Raw genomic sequence first — 15,911 nt, 5'->3', positions numbered from 1 at the left:
GATCTACCAAATGGTCACACGCTCCTCGGGGGCGAGCCACAGAGCATCCGCGGGCGTGACCTCAAACGCGTCGTAGAAGGCGTCGATATTGCGCACGATCTGGTTGCAGCGGAACTCGTTCGGAGAGTGCGGGTCGATGGAGAGCAGGCGCAGTGCCTCCTCCGGCCGGATGGCGATCTGCCACGCCTGGGCCCAGGAGAGGAAGAATCGCTGAGCTGCCGTGAGGCCATCGATCACCGGGGGCTCCGCGCCGTCGAGCCACAGCAGGTAGGCCTTCCATGCGATGCCGAGACCGCCGAGGTCGCCGATGTTCTCACCGATGGTGAGGGCGCCGTTCACGTGGTGGCCGGGGGTCTCCCGCGGCTCGAGCGCGTCGTACTGACCGATGAGGGAGGCGGTTCTCTTCTCGAAGGCGGCGCGATCCTCCTCCGTCCACCAGTCGAGCAGCCGGCCGTCGCCGTCGTAGCGCGAGCCCTGGTCGTCGAAGCCGTGCCCGATCTCGTGCCCGATGACCGCGCCGATCGCGCCGAAGTTGGCCGCAGCATCCCGCTCGGCGTCGAAGAAGGGGTACTGCAGGATGGCAGCGGGGAAGACGATCTCGTTCATGCCGGGGTTGTAGTACGCGTTGACGGTCTGCGGGGTCATGAACCATTCGTCACGGTCGATGGGCTTGCCCACCTTGCCGAGCTCGCGCTGGAACTCGAACTCGCCCGCAGCACGCACGTTCGCGAGCAGATCGTCTGGTGAGATCTCCAACGAGCCGTAGTCGCGCCAGCGCACGGGGTAGCCGATCTTGGGGGTGAAGCGCTCGAGCTTCTCGAGAGCCTTCTCGCGCGTGGCCGGGGTCATCCACTCGAGAGTCGTGATGCTCTGCCGATAGGCCTCCACGAGCGTCGCCACGAGGGCGTCCATCTCCTGCTTCGCCTCGGGGCGGAAGTGCCGCTCGACATAGGCGGCGCCGACCGCCTCGCCCATCGCTCCTTCGACGAGGCCGACGCCGCGCTTCCAGCGCGCCCGCTGCTCCTGCGCTCCCGTGAGGGTGCGGCCGTAGAAGTCGAAGTTCGCCTCGACGAACGCCGCCGAGAGGTAGGGGGCGAAGGACCGCACGATCGACCAGCGCAGCCAGTCCTGCCACTGCTCGAGCGGTCGGCCGGTCAGCTCCGCCGCGACACCGGGAGTGAACTCGGGCTGGCGGACGACGACCTCGGCGAGCGCCGACGCCGGAATGCCGTAGCCCTCGCGCCACGCGTCGAGCTCGACTCCCTGCGCCGCGCCCGACCACTCGGCCCAGGTGCGCAGGTTGTAGGTGGCCTGGGCGTCGCGGTTGCGCACGTTGTCCCAGTGGTGGCTCGCGAGCGCGGTCTCGAGCGCCATCACGCGCTCGGCACGGGCAGCCGCGTCGTCGAGGCCCGCGAGCGCGAGCATCCTCTCGATGTGCGCGAGGTAGGCGGTGCGCGTGGCTTCGTGCGCGTCGACGCGATAGTACGACTCGTCGGGCAGCCCCAGCCCGCCCTGCTCGACGAGCACGACGTAGCGCTCGGGGTCGCCCGGGTCGTTATCGACGAACAGCTGCACGAAGCCGCGGGCGCCCTCTCGCTCGAGGCGGCCCGTCGTCGCGAGGAGGCCAGTGAGATCGGCCACTGCATCGACCCGCGCGAGCAGGGGCTCGAGCGGGGCGGCGCCGAGCGCTTCGATGCGCTCCTCGTCCATGAAGCTGCCGTACAGGTCGCCGACCTTGCGCTCAGGAGTGCCCGCCTCGGCGAGCTGCGCCTCCTCGATGATCGTGCGCACCGCTTTCTCGGCCTCCTCCGCGAGGATCATGAACGAGCCGTAGCGCGCCTTGTCGGCCGGAATGGGCGTGCGCGCCTGCCACAGGCCGTTCACGTGGAGGAACAGGTCGTCTTGCGGTCGGATGTCGGGGTCGAGTTCTGCGCGGTCGATGCCGCTGGAGGAGGCGTCAGTCACGAGGATTGAGCGTAGTCGCGCTCGCCTTGGCAGACCATGACGAATCTCACGGTCGGTAGCGTGAGGGAGTGCCCGCCGCCCGAGCTCTCGACCGCGACATCGTGCGGCTCGCACTCCCCTCGCTCGGCGCGCTCGTGGCCGAACCGCTCTTCGTGCTGACCGATACGGCCATGGTCGGCCACCTCGGTGCCGAGCCGCTCGCGGGTCTCGGGCTCGCGAGCACGATCCTGCAGACGACGATCGGGCTGCTCATCTTCCTCGCCTACGCGACGACGCCGATCGTGGCGCGCAGGATCGGTGCGGGAGACGAGCGCGGCGCGCACGCGGCCGGCGTGGACGGCCTGTGGCTCGCACTCGGGCTCGGGGTGGCGCTGCTGCTGGTCATGCTGCCGCTGAGCCCGTGGCTGCTCGGTCTCTTCGGCGCGGAGCCCGAGGTTGCGGCGGCGGGCGAGGAGTACCTCTCGATCGCGTGGTGGGGCATCCCGGGCATGCTCCTCGTGCTCGCCGCGACGGGGGCGCTGCGCGGGCTGCAGGAGGTGCGCATTCCCCTCTATGTGGCCGCCGTCGGTTTCGGCGCGAACATCGCCCTCAACGCCGTGCTCATCTACGGTCTCGGCTGGGGGCTCGCCGGCTCAGCGATCGGCACGGTCATCGCGCAGTGGGGCATGGCGATCGTGCTCGTCGCTGTCGTGGTGCGCCGGGCCCGGGCAGCGAGCGCTCCCCTCCGGCCAGGGCGCGCGGGACTCGTCGCGGCAGCCCGCGCGGGGTCGTGGCTGCTCGTGCGCACGCTGAGCCTGCGCATCGCCCTCGTCGTCACGGTCGTCGTCGCGACCTCGCTCGGCACGGTCGAACTCGCGGCGACCCACATCTGGTTCGCCCTCTACGCGCTTCTCGCGCTGGCTCTCGACGCTCTCGCGATCGCGGGCCAGGCGCTCATCGGGCGCGGTCTCGGCGCGGCCGATGTTCCCCGCGTCCACGCGATCACCCGTCGGCTCGTCGGTTGGGGCGTCGTGGTGGGCCTCGCGCTCACGGCGGTGCTCCTCGCGAGCATCCCGCTTCTGCAGGTCGCGATGACCTCCGATGCGGCGGTGCGGGATGCCCTGCCGCTCGCCGTCGCGATCCTCGCGCTCGGCCTGCCCCTCGCCGGAGTCGTGTTCGTGCTCGACGGCGTGCTCATCGGCGCCGGAGATGGCCGGTACCTCGCCCTCACGGGCGTGCTCAACCTCGGGGCCTACGCGGCGGTGCTTACTCGGGCCGCATCGCTCGAGCTGCTGCTCGGCGCCTTCACGCTCGTCTACCTGGGCGCGCGCGCCCTCACTCTGGGACTGAGGGCGCGCGGCTCAGGCTGGATCGTGACGGGAGCCACGACCTAGTTCTTGAAGGCGTCCTTCGCCTTTTCACCGGCCTGCTTGAGGTTGGCCTTCGCCTGGTCGGCCTTGCCTTCGGCTTCGAGCTGCTCGTCGTCGGTGAGCTTGCCCGCGGTCTCCTTGGCCTTGCCGCCGAGCTCTTCGCCCTTGTTCTGCGCCTTGTCGTCGATACCCATGGTGAACCTCTCTTCTTCTCGTGGAGCGTTCGTGCGGATGCCCTGTACGTTTCCACCGGGCCTCGATTCGCGGCACCCCCTTGACACTGGAGGGGCTACGTGTCCCGCAGGGCGCGCGCAGGGGCAGCGCTGGTAGCGTCATCTCTCGACCTGCGCACCTCAGCACCGCAGTCCGTCCCACGAAAGGTCGCAGTGAGCGCCACCCCTTCCTCTCCCGGCACGACCCATTCGGGTCGCCCGAGCCTCGCCGCCTGGCGACTCGCGGTCTTCGTGGTCTTCGCCATCAACGGCCTCGCGATGGCGAGCTGGTTCGCGCGCACGCCCGCCATTCGGGATGCCCTGCAGGTGCGCACCGACGAGTTCGGGGTGCTCATCGCGGGCATGGCGGTCGGCTCGATCACGGGCCTCCTCGGCTCGTCTCACGTGATCGCCCGCATCGGCACGCGTGCGACGCTCCTGGTCGGCCTCGTCGTGAGCATGGGGTCGATCGCCCTGCTCGGCATCGGCTCCGCGACTTTCGGCTCCTACCCGCTCGTCCTCGTGGCGCTCGTGGTGTTCGGGGCGACGACGGGCATCATCGATGTCGCGATGAACGTCGAGGGCGCGGGCGTCGAGCAGGCGCAGGGTCGCAGCATCATGCCCTGGTTCCACGCCTCCTGGAGCCTCGGCACGATCGTCGGTGCCGCCGCGGCGGCCGGGCTCGCGGCGATCGGTGTGGGCCTCGACGCCCACCTGCTCGGCATGACCGCGCTCGGTCTCATCGCGAGCATCCTCGCCGTGCGGCATCTTCCCCGCCATCGCGCACTGCCGGGGCTCGACGACGACGGCCCGGGCCCCGAGCGCTCGACGTTCGCCGAGCGCATGGCGATCTGGCGCGAGCCGCGCACCCTCATCATCGGCGCGATCGTGCTCGGCATGGCGTTCGCGGAGGGCAGCGCGAACGACTGGCTCGCCCTCGCGATGGTCGATGGCCGCGGCGCCGACGAGGCGACGGGCGCCCTGGCCTTCGGCGTCTTCGCGACAGCGATGACGACCGGTCGCATCGCGGGCGTGTGGGTGCTCGACCGCTTCGGACGGGTGCCGGTGCTGCGCGCGAGCGCGCTCCTCGCGATGGTCGGTCTCGCGCTTCTCATCCTCGTCGACCACCCGGTGGCTGCCGGCATCGGCATCTTCGCGTGGGGCCTGGGGGCGTCACTCGGCTTCCCGGTGGGCATGTCGGCGGCGGCCGACGAGCCCTCGAAAGCTGCCGCGCGCGTGGCCGCGGTCGCGACGGTCGGCTACTTCGCGTTCCTCGTCGGGCCGCCCCTCCTGGGCTTCCTGGGCGAGCAGTTCGGCCTGCTCAACGCCTTCTGGGTGGTGCTCGTGCTCATCGCGGTCGCGTTCATCGCGACCCCGGCCGCGCGCGAGCGCGGCGCATCCCGGCACGCGACACCGGTTCGGGATGCCCCGCACTAGCCTCAGCCCATGACAGGTTCGCCGAGCTCGCGCCCCGCCCTGCCGCTCGACCTCGATCTGAGCGGCCGCACGGCGCTCGTCACGGGGTGCGGATCATCCAGCGGCATCGGCTTCGCCACCGCCCGCGCGCTCGCGCAACGAGGTGCCCGCGTCGCCATGACGGCGACGACCGAGCGCATCGAGGCGCGGGTCGCCGAGCTGCACGACGATGGCCTCGACGCGGTCGGCGTCGTCGCACGGCTCGAGACCGAGGCCGCCGCGACTGCGGCCGTGCGGGCCGTCGTCGAGCGTGTGGGCGAGCCGAACATCCTCGTCAACAACGCCGGCATGGTCGCGACCGGCGAGGAGATGCCGCGGGGCGACATCGGCATGAGCATCGACGAGTGGCGCAGCGCGGTCGACGTCAACCTCACGAGCGCCTTCCTCGTGACGCGCGCGGTCGTCGCGGGGATGCGTGACGCTGGCTGGGGCCGCATCGTGTCGGTCGCCTCGACGACGGGTGCCGTGCAGGCCGCGCGCGACGACCTCGGCTACGCCACCGCGAAGGCGGGCGTGCTCGGCTTCACCCGCGCGCTCGCGGTCGACGAGGCGCGTCGCGGCATCACGGTCAACGCGGTTGCTCCCGGCTGGATCGCGACGGGGTCGCAGCTGCGGCAGGAGGTCGAGGAGGGCGAGCTCGTGCCGCTCGGCCGCAGCGGTACGGCCGAGGAGGTCGCGAGCGCGATCGCGTGGCTCGCCTCCCCGGGCGCGAGCTACGTCACCGGGCAGCTCATCGTCGTCGACGGCGGCGGGTCCGTCATCGAGGAGCGCCGCCCCGGCCTGTACCCCTGGCGACCGTAGGCTGGGCTGATGCGACTCGTCATCGCCCGCTGCTCCGTCGACTACGCGGGCCGACTGAGCGCGCACCTGCCGCTCGCCACGCGACTGCTCATGCTCAAGAACGACGGCAGTCTGCTCGTGCACGCCGACGGCGGCAGCTACAAGCCGCTCAACTGGATGAGCCCGCCGTGCACCCTCGCGATCGAGCAGCCCGACGACGACCTCGCCGAGGCGGGAGTCGTCGAACTGTGGCGCGTGACGCACGCCAAGACCGCCGACCTGCTCGTCGTGAGCATCCACGAGGTGCTGCTCGACACCGCGCACGACCTCGGCGTCGACCCCGGTCTGCAGAAGGACGGCGTCGAGGCGCACCTGCAGAAGCTCCTCGCCGAGCACATCGAGCTGCTGGGCGAGGGCCACTCGCTCGTGCGCCGCGAGTACATGACGGCGATCGGCCCGGTCGACATCCTCGCGCGCGACGCGCGCGGAGCATCCGTCGCCGTCGAGATCAAGCGCCGCGGCGCCATCGACGGCGTCGAGCAGCTGACGCGCTACCTCGAGCTCATGAACCGCGACCCGCTGCTCGCGCCCGTGGCCGGTGTCTTCGCGGCGCAGGAGATCACGCCCCAGGCGCGCACGCTCGCCGAAGACCGCGGCATCCGCTGCCTGCTGCTCGACTACGACGCCATGCGCGGCCTCGACGACGGGGTGCCGAGGCTCTTCTGACGGCCCGTAGGCTCGAGAGCATGCTCCCCTACTCGGCGATCCTGCTCGATCTCGACGGCACGGTCACCGACTCCGCCCCCGGCATCACCGACACGCTCGCGTGGACCTTCACCCAGCTCGGGATGCCCGTGCCCCCGCCCGACGAGCTCCTCCGGTACGTCGGCCCGCCGTTGCTCGACTCGTTCCGCGACCGCGCCGGCCTCACGCTCGAGGAGCGCGAGCGCGCCCTCGAGGTGTACCGCGAGCGCTACCTCGACCGCGGCGCCTACGACTCGACGCTCTACCCGGGCATGGGCCCCCTCGTGCGAGACATCGCCGCAGCGGGCATCCCCCTCAGTCTCGCGACCTCGAAGCCCGAGACTCCCGCGACGCTCATGCTCGAGCACTTCACGATCGCCGAGCACTTCGACATCATCACGGGTGCGTCCGAGGACGAGGTGCGCAGCGCGAAGGCCGACGTCGTGGCCGAGGCGCTCGTGCGCCTGCGCGGTATGGGTGCTGACCTCAGCCGCCCCGTCATGATCGGCGACCGCATCCACGACATCGAGGGGGCCGCGGTGCACGGCATCCCGACGATCGCCGTGACGTGGGGCTACGGGGACGACGAGGAGCGCCGCAACGCCCGCGCGATCGCCCACGACGCGGACGAGCTGCGCAGCCTGCTCGGTCTCTGACCCGCGGGGCGGAGCACGCGGGCACCTCAGCGCGCGAGTCGCTCCACGACCGCGCCGAACACGCGCGGCAGGCGCGCGGCCGTCGGCACGATGAGGCCGCGCGCGGGTGACGTCGCCGCCGCGAGCAGCCCCGCAGTCAGCACGCGGAAGTCGCGCGTCGCGCGCGCCCACGCCCGCTCGTAGCCGGGCAGATCGTCGGCGGCGAGCCGGTCGGCGAGCACGCTCGCCTGCGCGAAACCGACGCGCAGGCCCTCCCCGGTGAGCGCGTCGACGTAGGCCGAGGCGTCTCCTACGAGAGCGATGCGCCCCGCCGTGCGCGCCGTGCTGCGCTGCCGCAGCGCTCCCGCCCCGCGCAGGTCGCTCGCCGGGGCGGCCCCGTCCAGTCGCGCGCGCAGCTCCGGCGCCCGCGCGATCGTCGCGTCGAGGTCGGCGGGCTTCCCGCCCAGCACCGCGACGCCCACGGTGCGCTCGTCGACGGGCGTCACGTAGAGCTCGGCGTCGTCGAGGTAGGTGACCTCGACGAGGTCGCTCCACGGGGCGATCGAGTAGTGGCGCCGCAGCCCGAAGCGCGGTGCGCGCGAACGCCCCCGAGGCGCGCCCGGCTGCAGGCCGGCGAGCTCTCGCACGCGGGAGTGCAGGCCGTCGGCCCCCGCGAGCCAACGGGCGCGCATCCCGTTGACCGTCACTCCCGTATCGTCTTGCGCGATCTCTTCCGCCTTCTCGACCCGAACCTCGATGCCCGCCGCATCGACGCGCTCGCGCAGCGCCGCGTGCAGCACGAGGCGGCGCACTCCGCGCCCGGGTGCGCCCGCGAAGCGATGGGCGACCTCCCGGCGCGCGTCCCGGTACCGGATGCCCGCGATCGGGTGCCCCGCCGGGTCGACGCCGAGCGTGCCGAGGGCCGCGAGCGCGCCCGGCATGAGCCCTTCGCCGCAGGCCTTGTCGATCGGCCCCTCGCGCGGTTCGAGCACGACCGGCGTGAAGCCGCGCGCGCGTGCCTCGAGCGCGAGGGCGAGGCCCACCGGCCCGCCGCCCACGATCGCGAGGTCGGCGTGCATTCAGTTCTCGCGCAGGGCCGCGAGCGCGCGGTTCTCGGTGGGGATGCGAAAGCCCAGCAGCAGGATCGCGTTGAGCACCGTGAAGACGAGCGCCGTGATCCACGCGGAGTGCACGAGCGGCAGCGCGATGCCCTCGATCGCGACGATCCAGTAGTTGGGGTGGCGCAGCCACGGCCAGCGGTAGGGGCCGCGCGTCACACGAGTCGCTCCGGGTACGACGATGACGCGCGTGTTCCACTGCTCGCCGAGCGCCCAGATCACCCAGTAGCGACCGGCCTGGCACAGGAGGGCGATGACGAGCATGGGCCAGCCGAGCGCGCCGAGGAACGGGCGGTCGAGGAGGACGACCTCCGCGATGCACGCGAGCAGCAGGCCCGTGTGCAGCACGACCATGGCGGGAAAGTGCCGGAGGCCGTGCTCGACGCCGCCGCGCGCGAAGGCGCGGGCGGCATGGCGCTTCGAGATGACGAGTTCGATGAGGCGCTCGACACCCGTGAGAAGAACGAGGCCGACGTACAGGATCACGCTCACAACAGCTCCCGTCTCATGACCACTCCACCGTCACGACCACTCCAGCACCACGAGCTCGGCGGTCACGCCCGGCCCGAGCGCGAAGAGCAGCGCCCGATCTCCGGCGGGCCGCTCGCCGACGGCGGCGAGCACGTGCAGCACCGCGGCCGAGGACATGTTGCCGGTGCGCTCCATGACACCCCAGCTGATGTCGAGCGCCGCGGGCGCGAGCTCGAGGCAGTCGGCGAACGACTCGAGCACGCGGGGCCCGCCCGGGTGGGCGATCCACACGTCGACGTCGTCGCGCTTCCAGCCCTGCTCGGCGAGCAGTTCATCGACGCCGGCCGCGAAGTGGCCGCCGATGAGCGCGGGCACGCCCGCGGCGAGCATGAGGCGAAAGCCTGCGCTGCCGATCTGCCAGCCGATCATCTCGGCGCTGTCGGGGTAGAGGGCGCTGCGGCTGCCGACGACGCGCGGCAGGGCGGTGATGCGCCCGGTGGCGAGAGGATGCTCGTCGCCGACCATGACGACGGCTGCCGCGCCGTCACCGAAGATGCCCGTGCCGACGACGTTCGCCATCGAGTGGTCGTCCCACTGGAGGGTGAGCGAGCACAGCTCGACGCTCACGAGCAGGGCGACACCCTCGGGATGGCCGGCCAGGTAGTCGGCGACGCGCGCGATGCCCGCGGCTCCCGCCACGCAGCCGAGCCCGAAGCTCGGCACGCGCCGCAGGTCGGAGCGAAAGCCCATGCTCGTCGCCAGGAGCGCGTCGAGCGAGGGGGCGCCGAGCCCCGTCACGGTCGTGAAGAAGAGGTGGTCGACATCGTCGACACTGAGTCCGGCCTCTTCGAGAGCGACCCGCACCGAGCGCTGCGCGAGCGGCAGAGCGTGCTCGACGAAGAGCTCGTTGGTCTCGGTGAAGCCGCTCAGGCCCCGATACTCGTCGAGCGGCAGCGCGAGGTGCCGGGTGCGGATGCCGCTCGAGGCATGGATGCGCTCCATGACCGAGCGCGTGCGGTCATCCTCGGCCATTCCTGCGGCGAGCGCCGCCGTGATCTCCTCCTGGGCGTGCTCATGATCCGGCAGCGCCGCGGCCACGGAGAGGATGCGCGCCATCCGCGCACGCTAGCAGGGCAGGGTGAGGATTCGGCCGCGTATTCAGCACACCGTAGGCTCGATGATCGTCCGTCCCGACGCACCCGCCTCGCATCAGGAGACCCTCATCGGCAGTCCGCCCAGCACGACAGAGATCCCGCTGCCGCTGAACCCCTCGACCGAGCCCGTGCCGGTCACCCGACGTCGGCCGCGCGGTCGATTGTGGTGGTGGGGAGTCGTCGTCGGGGCCGGGATCGTCTCCGGGCTCACGGCTCCCGGGCAGACCGCGGGCCTCAGCCCGCTCGTCGACCCGCTCATCACGACTCTCGACATCACGCGCACCGAGATCAGCACGGCGTACCTCATCGGCACTCTGGCCGGTGCGGTGGCCCTGCCGTTCATAGGCCGCGCCCTCGACCGCTGGGGTGCCCGCTCGGTCATGATGATCGTGGGCGTGGTCTTCGCGCTCCTCCTCGCCGCGGCGAGCTTCGTCACCGACATCTTCGGCCTCACGGGCGCCTACGCAGGGTTGCGCATGGCGGGCCAGGGGGCCCTCTCGCTCACGGCGGTCACGATCGTCGCCCGCACAGTCACCCACCGATCTGGCCTCGCGCTCGGCATCACGAGCGCGATCGGCTCTGCCGGCATCTCGCTCGCGCCCCTCGGCGTCGAGCGGCTCGTCGCCGCGAGCGATGTCGCGACGACGTGGCGCATCGAATCGCTCGCGGTGCTCGCGATCGTGCTGCCGATCTCGTTGTTGCTCCCCCGCGACGCCCCTGGACGCAAGGGCGCCGAGCGGCCCACCGAGGCCCCCGTCGAGGGCTGGGATCTTCGGCCGGCCCTGCGCACCGGCATGTTCTGGGTGCTCACAGGCGCGATCTTCTGCACCGGGATGCTCACCACGGCGCTCGCGTTCCACCAGATCTCCATCCTCGGGCAGCAGGGCTTCTCGACCGTAGAAGCGGCCGCGAACTTCGCGTACCAGACCATCACGGCCCTACTCGCGACGCTCGCCGTCGGCTCTCTCGCCGACCGCATCGACCCGCGCTGGGGGGTCGTGTTCTCGATGGCGATGATGGCGGGCACGCTCCTCTTCCTTCCCTTCGTGGAGAGCGGTGTGCTCGGCATCCTCTACGGGCTCATGCTCGGCGCCGCCGGCGGCGGGCTGCGGGGCATCGAGGCTGCGGCCTTCGTGCGCTACTACGGTCGTCGTCGCATCGGCACGATCCGCGGGGTCGCGACCTCGATCGGTCTCGCCTCGACGGCGCTCGGCCCTCTCGTCTTCGCTCTCGGCTTCGGGGCCACGGGCAGCTACATCGAGACCGCTCTCGTCTCCGCGCTCCTGCCGTTCAGCATTCTCATCGCGGCGATCGTCGTGCGTGCTCCCGTCGCGTCGTCGGCTCCGGTTGACTAGCGCCGAGCATCCCCAGCCCTGACCCTCGAACCGTGCCGAGCGGTTAGGCTCGACGCGCCCCGCCTTCACCGACGAACGCGCCCTCGAAGGAGTCTGTGTGCCCCCGTCGAACGCCGATCACTCACCCCGTGTGGATGCGCTGCGCGCGGGAGCGCAACGGTGGGTCGAGCTGCCCCTCGCGAGCAAGCGCGACCTCCTGCGCAGCGTGCGAGCCGCCACTCTCGCCGCCGCACCCGACTGGGTGCGCGCGGCCTGCGAGATCAAGGGCATCGACCCCGATTCTCCGGCCGCGGGTGAGGAGTGGTCGACGGGCCCCTACTCGCTCATCACCGCGACGAGCGCGATGGAGAAGACCCTCAAGCTGCTCGACGCGGGGCGCTCCCCCGTGTCCGAGGTCGAGATCGGCCGGGCTCCCGGAGGCCGCACGACCCTGCGCGTCTTCCCCTATGTGGCGAAGGACGCCGTCCTGCAGGACTACGAGGCGCGTGTGTGGCTGCGACCCGGCGTCTCGCTCGACGAGGTTCGTGCGGGCATCGCTCGCGAGCTGCGTCGGCGCGACCCGCAGCCGCGCCTGACGCTCGTCCTCGGGGCCGGCAACATCACGGCGATCCCCGCCCTCGACGTGCTGAGCGCGCTCTACCAGGAGAACTCGGCCGTCCTCGTCAAGCTCAACCCGATCACCGACCCGTTGCGGCCGGCGCTCGAGGCCGCCTTCGCGCCGCTCATCGATCTCGGTATCGTGGCGGTCGTCTCGGGCGACCGCGACCTCGGCGAGGCTCTCGTCACAGACGATCGCGTGGATCGCGTCCACCTCACGGGTAGCCGACACACTCACGACGCGATCGTGTGGGGTGACGGTGAGGATGCCGCCCGCCGCCGCGCGGCGGGCGAGCCCCGGCTCTCCACGCCCGTCACGAGCGAGCTCGGCGGCGTGGGCCCGGCGATCATCGTGCCCGAGGAGACCTGGAGCGACGACAACGTCGACGCCGTCGCCCGCGACATCGCGACGCAGCGCCTGCACAATTCGGGGTTCAATTGCGTGGCAACCCAGATCGTCGTGATCCCGGAAGCCTGGGGCAAAGCCGATGCCTTCGTCGACCGGCTGCGCCACCACCTGGCGATCGCCCCAACGCGGCCCGCCTACTACCCGGGGGCGTCGAGCCGGCAGCTCGCGGTCGTCACCGTGCACCCGCACGCCAATGTGCTCGGCGGCGACCCGAACGTGCCCCGCACCCTCGTCGATCACCTCGACCCGCAGGACGCGGACGAGCACCTCTTCACGCAGGAGGCGTTCGGGCCCGTGCTCGGCGTCGTGCGGCTGCCCGGCACGCGAGAGCCCGAGCCGTACCTGGCTGCCGCCGTCGCCTTCGCCAACGAGAAGCTCGCAGGAACCCTGAGCGCGAGCATCCACCTTCATCCGTCGACGCGGGAGGCCCTCGGGGGCGCCTTCGACGACCTCGTCGCCCAGCTGCGCTACGGCACGATCGGCATCAACGCGTGGGGCGGAACCGTCTTCGGGATGCCCGGGGGCACGTGGGGCGCCTTCCCCGGCCACACCCTCGCCGAGGTCGGCAGCGGTCTCGGCATCGTGCACAACGCCCTGCTGCTCGACCCCGACCACGTGGAGCGCACCGTCGCCGAGGGGCCGTGGCGCGCGCATCCCACCCCCCTCTGGTACGTCGGCAACCGCACCGCGCACGTGACCGCCCGCCGCCTCACGCGCTTCGCGGGCATCGACTCGTGGGCGATCGCCGCCCCGATCGGTGCCGCCGCGCTCGACAGCTACCGCAAAGGTTGAGCGTGGCGACCGCGCCCGAGCACGAGCGGCACGTCGACGTGCTCGTCATCGGCTCGGGGTTCGGCGGCGCGGTCGCCGCGCTGCGCCTCGTCGAGAAGGGCTACTCGGTCGCCGTGCTCGAGGCCGGTCGCCGATTCGCCGACGACGAGTTCGCGCGCACCTCGTGGAGTCTGCGCAAATACTTCTGGGCTCCCGCGCTCGGCCTGCTCGGCATTCAGCGCATCCACCTGCTCGACGACGTCATGATCCTCGCCGGTGCGGGCGTCGGCGGAGGCTCCCTCGTCTACGCCAACACGCTCTACCGACCCGCGAGCGACGCGTTCTACCGCGACCGCCAGTGGGCTCACATCGCGGACTGGCGGGCTGAGCTCGACCCCTACTACGACCAGGCCTCGCGCATGCTCGGCGTCACCACCAACCCGACGATCACGCCCGCCGACGAGGTCATGCAGAAGGTCGCCGCCGACCTCGGCGTCTCCGACACCTTCCGCCGCACGCCCGTGGGCGTGTTCTTCGGCGAGGGTGCCGGGGTCGAGTCGCCCGACCCGTACTTCGGAGGCGCCGGCCCGGCCCGCGCCGGCTGCCGCGAGTGCGGTGAGTGCATGACGGGCTGCCGCCACAACGCGAAAAACACGCTCGTGAAGAACTACCTGCACCTGGCCGAGTCGGCGGGCGCAGAGGTGCACGAACGCACCACCGTCACCCGCCTCGAGCCCCGCACCCACCCCGAACGGGCCAGATCTGACGCAAAGGGGCGCGTGCCCCCCACCCCAGCGCCGATTCGCGCCAGATCTGGCACAGCTGAGGAGGGTGGGTACGTCGTCACCACACGTGCCACGGGCAGAGGGCGGCGCAGCGAGCGACGCTGGACGGCCGACCAGGTGGTCGTCGCCGCGGGGGCCTGGGGCACGCAGCAGCTGCTGCACCGCATGAAGGCCGAAGGGCACTTGCCGGGCATCTCCGACCGGTTGGGCGCCTTGACCCGCACCAATTCGGAGGCCCTCGGCGGAGCATCCACGGCCCTGCGCCGCAGCCGCGGCGTCGACTACACGCGGGGCGTCGCGATCACCTCGTCGATCCACCCCGACGACCACACCCACGTCGAACCGTGCCGCTACGGCCACGGTTCCAACGCGCTCGCCCTGCTCGCGACGCTCGCCGTCCCGGTCGGCCGCCGCACCCCGCGCTGGCTGCTGTGGATCGGCCAACTGCTCCGGCACCCCGGCCGCGTCGCCTCGATGGTGGTCGGGCTCGGCAGCTGGTCGCGCCGCTCGATCGTGGGGCTCGTCATGCAGACGCGCGACAACTCCCTCACGGTGCGCGCGAGCCGTGGCGCCTTCGGGCGCTTCCGCCTGCGGTCGGCGCAGGGCCACGGCGAACCGAACCCCACCTACATTCCGCAGGCGAACGAGACCTACGCGCTCATGGCGAAGCACATGAACGGGTTCCCGCAGTCGGGCATCAGCGAGGTCGTCGACGTGCCCATGACGGCGCACTTCCTGGGCGGCTGCGCGATCGGCGACTCGCCCGAGAGCGGAGTCGTCGACGCGTACCACCGAGTCTTCGGGCACGAGGGCCTGCACGTCGTCGACGGCTCGGCGATCTCGGCGAACCTCGGCGTGAACCCCTCGCTCACGATCACCGCGCAGGCGGAGCGCGCCTTCGCCCTGTGGCCGAATCGCGGCGAACGGGATGCTCGTCCCGCGCTCGGCGAGCCCTACCACCCCGTTCCGCCGGTCACGCCCCGGTCGCCCGTGGTGCCGCCCGGCGCGCCCGCCGAGTTGCGCCTGCCCGTGCCGCTGGGCATCCCGCGCGTCGGCCGCCCCGCTTAGAGGACCTCGCAGAGAATCCCGGCCGCGGCTGTGACTTGCTTTTCGCAAGTAGAGTACGGGTGGGCCGCTTGCGATGTGCAACGAGCGTGTGCCACAGTGTGGCCCGATAGGGGGATCATCTGCCCATGACTCATGAGCTTCGTTCCGGATGCCCGATCGCGGCGTCCCTCGACATCCTCGGCGATCGGTGGACTCTCGTGGTCCTGCGCGACGTGCTCCTGGGCGGCCGCACCCGATTCTCCGAGCTCGCCGTCGACGAGTCGATCGCCACGAACATCCTGACCGACCGGCTCCACCGGCTCGTCGAGGGCGGCCTCGTCGAGAAGACGGCCGACCCCGATGACGGCAGGCGGGTGATCTATCGCCCTCTGCTTCCCGCGATCGACCTGATACCCGTCTTGGCCGAGCTCGTCGCCTGGGGCAGCCGCCACACCGCCGTTCCCGAGAATCCGGTTTTCGCGGCCTTCGTGAACCCCGAGACCCGTGAGGCGGCGGTCTCGCAGGTCATGGCGAGGCTCACCGCACAGGTGCGTTAGGCGCTCGTCACGGCCCGGAAGGCGTAGACCGTACCGATGAGTGCAGCGACTGTGCGCGCGACGTGGGCGACCATCCACCAGGCGAGGGCCGTGGTGATGGCCTCGTCGCTCAAGGTGAACGACCAGAAGGCGATGTTGAGCGGAAGGCTCACGACCGAGGTGATGCCGTACGCCAGGACGAGACCCACCAGTGCAACGAACCATGAGCGGCGGGTCGCGGAGCCCTTCTCCGATCGGCGCAGCATGACGATCGTGCCGACGAAGGCGGGCACGCTCGTGATGAAGACCGGGACGAGCAGGAAGACGAAGTAGTCGGCGAACCACCGCTCGAAGACGGCCGGCTCACTGAGCACGAAGAACGCGCCGAGACCGAACCCGATCGTGAGCATGACGCCGACGAAGCCGGCGCTTCCCAGTACTGCTACTGCCTTCATGGTTCATCCCTCTGCTCGAGCGCAGGACTCCCGGTCGAGAATCCACTTGCAT

At 71.4% G+C, this 15,911-nt stretch carries 15 protein-coding genes; 9 read left to right on the top strand and 6 right to left on the bottom strand.

Translation table 11 applies throughout. The features are described 5' to 3' along the window. Window positions 1-3 precede the first annotated feature (3 nt). Window positions 4-1,965 (bottom strand): M13 family metallopeptidase, encoded by a 1,962-nt coding sequence (locus FK219_RS05820; RefSeq protein WP_152583353.1) that lies wholly within the window; start codon window positions 1,963-1,965, stop codon window positions 4-6. Window positions 1,966-2,033: 68 nt separating this feature from the next. Here FK219_RS05820 and FK219_RS05815 point away from each other — a divergent pair, with 68 nt between their 5' ends. Continuing rightward, on the top strand, window positions 2,034-3,338 hold the full coding sequence (locus tag FK219_RS05815) for an MATE family efflux transporter (protein ID WP_152583352.1): 1,305 nt from the start codon (window positions 2,034-2,036) through the stop codon (window positions 3,336-3,338). Here FK219_RS05815 and FK219_RS05810 read toward each other — a convergent pair. Beyond that, entirely contained in the window at window positions 3,335-3,508 is a 174-nt protein-coding gene (locus tag FK219_RS05810; RefSeq protein ID WP_152583351.1) for a CsbD family protein, read from the bottom strand. The two genes, FK219_RS05815 and FK219_RS05810, sit on opposite strands and share 4 nt — an antisense overlap. Before the next feature lie 192 nt (window positions 3,509-3,700). On the opposite strand from FK219_RS05810, the gene FK219_RS05805 reads away from it, so the two are divergent. The 4 genes from FK219_RS05805 to FK219_RS05790 are packed head-to-tail and all read left to right on the top strand — an operon-like array spanning window position 3,701 to window position 7,182. Next, window positions 3,701-4,963: an MFS transporter gene (locus FK219_RS05805; RefSeq protein WP_210416782.1), complete on the top strand. Its 1,263-nt coding sequence runs from the start codon at window positions 3,701-3,703 to the stop codon at window positions 4,961-4,963. 9 nt (window positions 4,964-4,972) lie between these two features. After that, window positions 4,973-5,803 carry an SDR family NAD(P)-dependent oxidoreductase gene (locus FK219_RS05800; protein WP_152583350.1) on the top strand — a complete coding sequence of 277 codons (831 nt, stop codon included), beginning with the start codon at window positions 4,973-4,975 and terminating at the stop codon, window positions 5,801-5,803. A 9-nt stretch (window positions 5,804-5,812) separates the two neighbouring features. Then, a complete protein-coding gene (gene nucS, locus FK219_RS05795) occupies window positions 5,813-6,508 on the top strand; it encodes an endonuclease NucS (protein WP_152583349.1) in 696 nt (231 codons plus the stop codon). A 20-nt stretch (window positions 6,509-6,528) separates the two neighbouring features. Beyond that, a complete protein-coding gene (locus FK219_RS05790; protein ID WP_152583348.1) occupies window positions 6,529-7,182 on the top strand; it encodes an HAD hydrolase-like protein in 654 nt (217 codons plus the stop codon). A 26-nt stretch (window positions 7,183-7,208) separates the two neighbouring features. On the opposite strand, the gene FK219_RS05785 is transcribed toward FK219_RS05790, so the two are convergent. Genes FK219_RS05785 through FK219_RS05775 form a run of 3 tightly spaced genes read right to left on the bottom strand, consistent with a single transcriptional unit; the run spans window position 7,209 to window position 9,866 of the window. Continuing rightward, window positions 7,209-8,240, bottom strand: a complete 1,032-nt coding sequence (locus tag FK219_RS05785; RefSeq protein WP_152583347.1) for an NAD(P)/FAD-dependent oxidoreductase — start codon at window positions 8,238-8,240, stop codon at window positions 7,209-7,211. Then, window positions 8,241-8,771: an isoprenylcysteine carboxyl methyltransferase family protein gene (locus FK219_RS05780; protein WP_152583346.1), complete on the bottom strand. Its 531-nt coding sequence runs from the start codon at window positions 8,769-8,771 to the stop codon at window positions 8,241-8,243. It abuts the gene before it with no gap. A gap of 30 nt (window positions 8,772-8,801) precedes the next feature. Further along, window positions 8,802-9,866 carry a type III polyketide synthase gene (locus tag FK219_RS05775; protein ID WP_152583345.1) on the bottom strand — a complete coding sequence of 355 codons (1,065 nt, stop codon included), beginning with the start codon at window positions 9,864-9,866 and terminating at the stop codon, window positions 8,802-8,804. Window positions 9,867-9,927: 61 nt separating this feature from the next. Here FK219_RS05775 and FK219_RS05770 point away from each other — a divergent pair, with 61 nt between their 5' ends. From FK219_RS05770 to FK219_RS05755, 4 genes are all read left to right on the top strand, one after another. Beyond that, a complete protein-coding gene (locus FK219_RS05770) occupies window positions 9,928-11,259 on the top strand; it encodes an MFS transporter (protein ID WP_152583344.1) in 1,332 nt (443 codons plus the stop codon). Between the two features lie 97 nt (window positions 11,260-11,356). Further along, a complete protein-coding gene (locus FK219_RS05765; RefSeq protein WP_152583343.1) occupies window positions 11,357-13,057 on the top strand; it encodes an aldehyde dehydrogenase family protein in 1,701 nt (566 codons plus the stop codon). 2 nt (window positions 13,058-13,059) lie between these two features. Further along, window positions 13,060-14,889, top strand: coding sequence for a GMC oxidoreductase (locus tag FK219_RS05760; protein ID WP_165638063.1), 1,830 nt, complete (start codon window positions 13,060-13,062; stop codon window positions 14,887-14,889). A gap of 125 nt (window positions 14,890-15,014) precedes the next feature. Continuing rightward, the gene (locus FK219_RS05755) at window positions 15,015-15,425 is read left to right on the top strand and encodes a winged helix-turn-helix transcriptional regulator (RefSeq protein WP_152583341.1); all 411 of its coding nucleotides are present in this window, start codon (window positions 15,015-15,017) and stop codon (window positions 15,423-15,425) included. On the opposite strand, the gene FK219_RS05750 is transcribed toward FK219_RS05755, so the two are convergent. After that, a complete protein-coding gene (locus FK219_RS05750; RefSeq protein ID WP_152583340.1) occupies window positions 15,422-15,859 on the bottom strand; it encodes a hypothetical protein in 438 nt (145 codons plus the stop codon). The two genes, FK219_RS05755 and FK219_RS05750, sit on opposite strands and share 4 nt — an antisense overlap. Window positions 15,860-15,911: the final 52 nt, after the last annotated feature.

Source organism: Microcella pacifica, assembly GCF_009371975.2.
Lineage (GTDB): Bacteria > Actinomycetota > Actinomycetes > Actinomycetales > Microbacteriaceae > Microcella > Microcella pacifica.
The sequence above is the reverse complement of the archived record's forward strand: the minus strand, read 5'-3'. Positions and strand labels throughout refer to the sequence as shown.